Here is a 4963-nt window from a genome sequence, read left to right on the forward strand (position 1 = left end):
TCCCGAAGGTCGGGAGGCAACAACATGGGCGAATCGTGGTCGATATTGACGAACTTGGCTGCCATGCCCCGAGCATAGCAGCCGCTATCCAATTCGTCACTGGTCTAAGTCCGACAGACTGCTAGACTCTCCATCATGAACCGAATCTGGCCCTTGATGCTCGCCATCACTCTTGGCGCCTGCGCCGAAGAAACCGCTATGGAAACCGACGACAAAGCCCCGGAACAGCCAAAAGCCCCGGTCACCAAGACCGAGGCCGAGTGGAAACAGGAACTCACCCCCGAGCAGTACCGCATCCTCCGCCAGGATGGCACCGAGCCGGCAAATGGCGCAGTCTACCAGCAGTTCAAGAAACAAGGAGGCGGCACCTATTTCTGCGCCGGATGCGATGCCGAGCTTTTCACCTCAAATGAGAAGTTCGACTCTCACTGCGGATGGCCCTCATTCTATGATCCGTCCAAGGCCAAGAATATCAAAACGAGTGTCGACTACCACATCGGTGTTCCCCGCACCGAGGTCCGCTGTGCGATCTGCGATGGGCACCTTGGACATGTCTTTACCGGTGAAGGCTTCGATACGCCGACCGACAAGCGCTACTGCATCAATGGCACGGTCTTGAAGTTCGTGCCCTTCAGCGACAAGAAGGACGAGAAAAAGACCGAAGCGAAACCTTCCTCGGAAGCACCTGAGAAAGACAAGAAGTCCTGAGCTATTCTAGGCGGAGTTCGAGTCGACTTCATACAAGCGCTCCGCCGCACGGGCTGCATCTCCGTCTTGGGGCAGGCATTCGGCACCGAGTGGGAGCGTGTAGCCAAGCTCCCTCACCTTGCGAAAGACTTCCGCGTAGTTGATTTCGCCCGTCCCCGGCTCGTTCCGCTTGGGCGAGTCGGCAAACTGCACGTAACCGATCCACTCGCGTCCCTTCTCAAGGTTGGCGATCAGATTCCCCTCGGAGCGCTGCATGTGGAAGAGATCCCAATTGAGTTTCACCCACTCGGAATTGATTTCCCGACACATCTCAATGCCGTCGTCACTTCCGTAGAGGCAGTGGTCAGGATGATCGAAAGGATTCATTGGCTCCAGGATCACCGTTCGATGATACTTTTCCAAGATCGGCAGCGCCGCCTTGAGTTTCTGCACCACGGACGTCTGCATCTCCCTCTTACTCAGACCCTCGATGTTGTCACCCGCCACCACGCAAAAGCGATCGCAGCCCGGGAGCAAGCTTGTGGCCACGCAGGCCGCTTCGATCTCTGCCACAAACCTGGCGACCGGAAAGTTCGGATCATTGATTTCCTGACCAAATCCCCACGCCGTGAATTGAGTCGCCGTCATGCCGTGGCGTTTCAATAGCTCACCGCCCTTCTCCAAATCCTTGTCCCTCCAACTCCAGAGCTCAATCGCTGGAAAACCAAGCCGCGCTGCCTGTTCGATGCGTTCGCAAAAGTCCCCCTCGAACCACATCTCGATGTTCACGGCAATCGGAGTGTGGGGTGTTCTTCCCGGGAGGACGATGCTTCCGCTCATGCCCAAGCCAAGCCCAAGAACCCGCGGCATGCACGCCCGGATCAAAACAAGAACTCAAGAATCGTGAAATTCACAGGGTGGATGCGGCGTAGATCTGCGAAGCCGTCATGCGAACTTCCACCGCCCCAAGACTCCTTCCCCTTGCCAGCGGGTGGTTTCTCGCTTGCTCGCTGACCAGCACAGCGACTGCCGAGGAAGGCTTCCGTGAAAGCCGGAGAATCCTGGAAACCCGCTGCCTTTCCTGCCATTTCCCCGACAAAATCAAGGGTGATCTGCTGATGACGACCCGCGAGGCCTTGCTCCAGGGCGGCGACTCCGGCGCCGCGATCGTCCCCGGAAAACCCGACGAGTCGCTCCTCATCGAACGCATCTCACTCGATGAAGATCACGACGACATCATGCCTCCAAAGGGCAAGTTACTCAGTGCCGGAGAAATTGACGTGTTGCGGAGTTGGATTTCAACGGGCGCGGAATGGCCAGCCGGCATCACCATGTCGCCACGGCCCAAATCCGCCCTTCCCGATTGGGATGCCCCCGCCGATCCCGAGATCCTCTCGATCAGCGCCCATCCCTCCTCTGTCACGCTGGAAACGGCCGCCGATTTCCACCGGGTTCTCGTCCTCGCCCAGTTCAAGGATGCCGCCAACCACGACATCACCCGCCAGGCCAAACTGTCACTCGATGACCCTTCGCTCGCCTCACTCACCGACACCACCCTTCGTCCCCTGAAGGATGGCACCACCGTCCTCAGAATCGACTACCGAGGTCTGAGTGCCGAGGTACCCGTCACCATCAAGCAAGCCACCCAAGCACGACCCATCTCCTTCCAACTCGACGTCATGCCGGTCCTCACCTCGGCAGGCTGCAACACCGGCTCTTGCCACGGCTCCGCTCGCGGCCAGGACGGCTTCCATCTCACCCTCTACGGTTTCGATCCCAAGGGTGACCACTTCCGCCTCACCCGCGAAGCTCCCGGCCGGCGCATCAATCTCGCGCTGCCTGAAAGCTCTCTGCTTTTGACCAAAGCCATCGGCGAAGTCCCTCATACCGGCGGCAAACTCTTCGACGAGGATAGCGAGAACTACCGGATCCTCAGGGACTGGATCGCCGACGGCGCCAACTACGATGAAGGCGAGATCCCCCAGCCGACCGGAATCGAGATCGAACCCCGTGAACTCGTCATGAAGGGCACCGGCATCGAGATCCCGCTCACGGTGCGCGCGACTTATTCCGACGGAACCGACCGCGACGTCACGCCGCTGACCACCTTCTCGACATCGAATGACAACTCGGCCCCGATCGGCAGCCATTCCGGAGTCGCCACGTCAAAACACCGTGGAGAAGCCTTTTTACTCGGTCGCTTCCACACCTACACCGAAGGCCTCCAGGCCATCGTCATTCCCGAAAATCTCTCCTACACCCGACCGGAACTGGAAGCCTTCAACGAACTCGATCAGCACGTCTACGAAAAGCTCCACAAACTACGAATCATCCCTTCGGAAATCTGCTCGGACGAGGTCTTTGTCCGTCGCGTCTACCTCGACCTCATTGGACAACTTCCCGAAGTCGAAGACCGCGAGCGTTTTCTTTCGTCAAAGGCTCCCGACAAGCGCGTTGCCCTCGTTGACGAGTTGATCGCCCGCAAGGAATTCACCGAAATCTGGGTGATGAAATGGGCCGAGCTGCTTCAGATCCGGACCTTCAATCAAGGGCCCAAACAGGTCTCCTACAAAGCGGCTTTAGGATACTACGGCTGGCTCAGGGAACGCATTGCCGACGGCGTCCCCTTCAATGAGATCGTCCGTGAACTGCTGGCCTCGGAGGGAGGCACCTTCGCCAACCCGGCCACCAACTTTTTCCAAGTCGAACAGGACGTCCTCAAACTCACCGAGAATGTCGCCCAGGTCTTCATGGGCACCCGCATCCAGTGCGCCCAGTGCCACAATCACCCCTTCGACCGCTGGACGATGGATGACTATTATGGCTTCGCCTCATTCTTCGCCCAGGTCAAACGCAAGCCCGCTGAAGATCCACGCGAGCGGGTGATTTTCGACGCCGGTGGCGAGGTCAAGCACCCCGTCACCAACCAAAACGTCAAACCGCGCTTCCTTGGAACGGAGACACCCGAAGACTTCGGCAGGAAGTCGCGCCGCGAAGCCGTCGCCGACTGGCTCGCCTCACCGGAGAACCCATGGTTCGCCCGCAACGTGGCGAACATCACTTGGGCGCACTTCTTCGGAGTCGGCATCACCGACCCGGTCGATGACGTCCGGATCTCCAACCCACCCTCGAACCCCGCGCTGCTCGAGGCACTGGCCACCAAATTCATCGAATCCAACTACGACATTCGTAGTATCGTGCGGGAAATCTGCACCTCGCGGACCTACCAGCTTTCCAGCCGGACCAACGAAACCAATGTCACGGACGAAACCAACTTCTCCCATGCCCTGATCCGCCGACTCCGCGCGGAAGTGCTGCTGGATTCGATCTCCCAGGTCACCGAGACCCCGAGCAAGTTCAAAGGACTGCCATCCGGTGCGCGTGCGGTTCAGATCGCCGACGGAAACACCTCGAACTATTTCCTCACCACTTTCGGCCGCGCCAGCCGCACGACCGTCTGCTCTTGCGAGGTGAAAATGGAGCCCAACCTTTCCCAAGCCCTTCACCTCCTCAACGGCGAATCCACCCACCAACGGATCAAGTCGAGCCCGGTGATCACCACGATGCTGAATGCAAAGACCCCTCCTCCAGTCATCATCGAGAATCTCTACCTGAGAACTCTGGGAAGAAAGCCGACCGAAGCCGAATCAGCCAAGCTTCAGATCCATCTCGACGAAGCCAAGGATCCCAAAGCCACCCGCTTGGTCCTCGATGATGTTTTCTGGGCCCTGCTGAACTCCAAGGAATTCCTCTTCAACCACTAGAAAACATCAGGAAACGAAGCTATCCATGATTCACGACAACTAAGTCATGGAAATGTTCAATCTTTATTGATTTTTTATTGCGGAGCTACGCGATCATGGGTAAGCTCCTTCCCATGCTGTCCCACATATCACGCATATCTCTTACGATCAGGCAGTTACGGGATAATCCCAAGCCCACGCTTCGCAAGCTGGCTCACCAGACCTTGCTCGGCGTGAAGGCCACGGGAATCTTTCTGAAGAGCTGTTACGTTGACGGATTCCTCGCTCTAGTCGCAGGGCACTACACCCGCCGCCAAGCAGCCATGATCATTGCGGGGAGCCTCCCCACCATTCTGGGAGCGATGATGATCACGGTACCTGGCATTCTGTTTCCGACCCCGGGCCACCAGGCTTTTTTCCATTTCGGAAACACGCTCAGCTGTGATCCGACTTCTTTGATCCCGGTCGTCCTCGGCGCGATCAGCACCACGCTGGGCCTGCGCATCCCGCTCGGTTGATTCCTCGTCAACATG

At 58.1% G+C, this 4963-nt stretch carries 4 protein-coding genes; 3 read left to right on the top strand and 1 reads right to left on the bottom strand.

Annotated elements, in window-relative coordinates:
• Nucleotides 1-135: 135 nt before the first annotated feature.
• Entirely contained in the window at nt 136-708 is a 573-nt protein-coding gene (msrB, locus tag WBG04_RS17305; protein WP_424315960.1) for a peptide-methionine (R)-S-oxide reductase MsrB, read from the top strand.
• Nucleotides 709-714: 6 nt separating this feature from the next.
• Here the strand turns inward: msrB and WBG04_RS17310 are convergent, their stop codons facing one another.
• A complete protein-coding gene (locus WBG04_RS17310; RefSeq protein WP_424315961.1) occupies nt 715-1557 on the bottom strand; it encodes a TIM barrel protein in 843 nt (280 codons plus the stop codon).
• 77 nt (nt 1558-1634) lie between these two features.
• Between WBG04_RS17310 and WBG04_RS17315 the strand changes: the two genes are divergently transcribed.
• Complete coding sequence (locus tag WBG04_RS17315; protein ID WP_424315962.1) at nt 1635-4451, top strand: PSD1 and planctomycete cytochrome C domain-containing protein; 2817 nt, start codon at nt 1635-1637, stop codon at nt 4449-4451.
• Nucleotides 4452-4564: 113 nt separating this feature from the next.
• Nucleotides 4565-4948, top strand: coding sequence for a hypothetical protein (locus WBG04_RS17320; RefSeq protein WP_424315963.1), 384 nt, complete (start codon nt 4565-4567; stop codon nt 4946-4948).
• Nucleotides 4949-4963: the final 15 nt, after the last annotated feature.

This window comes from Haloferula sp. (assembly GCF_049672945.1).
Classification (GTDB): domain Bacteria; phylum Verrucomicrobiota; class Verrucomicrobiia; order Verrucomicrobiales; family Akkermansiaceae; genus Haloferula.

Excerpts from the sequence above, each read along its gene's own strand:
- msrB (WP_424315960.1), top strand. The coding sequence starts at position 136 with ATGAACCGAATCTGGCCCTTGATGCTCGCCATCACTCTTGGCGCCTGC.
- WBG04_RS17310 (WP_424315961.1), bottom strand. The coding sequence starts at position 1,557 with ATGCCGCGGGTTCTTGGGCTTGGCTTGGGCATGAGCGGAAGCATCGTC.
- WBG04_RS17315 (WP_424315962.1), top strand. The coding sequence starts at position 1,635 with ATGCGAACTTCCACCGCCCCAAGACTCCTTCCCCTTGCCAGCGGGTGG.
- WBG04_RS17320 (WP_424315963.1), top strand. The coding sequence starts at position 4,565 with ATGCTGTCCCACATATCACGCATATCTCTTACGATCAGGCAGTTACGG.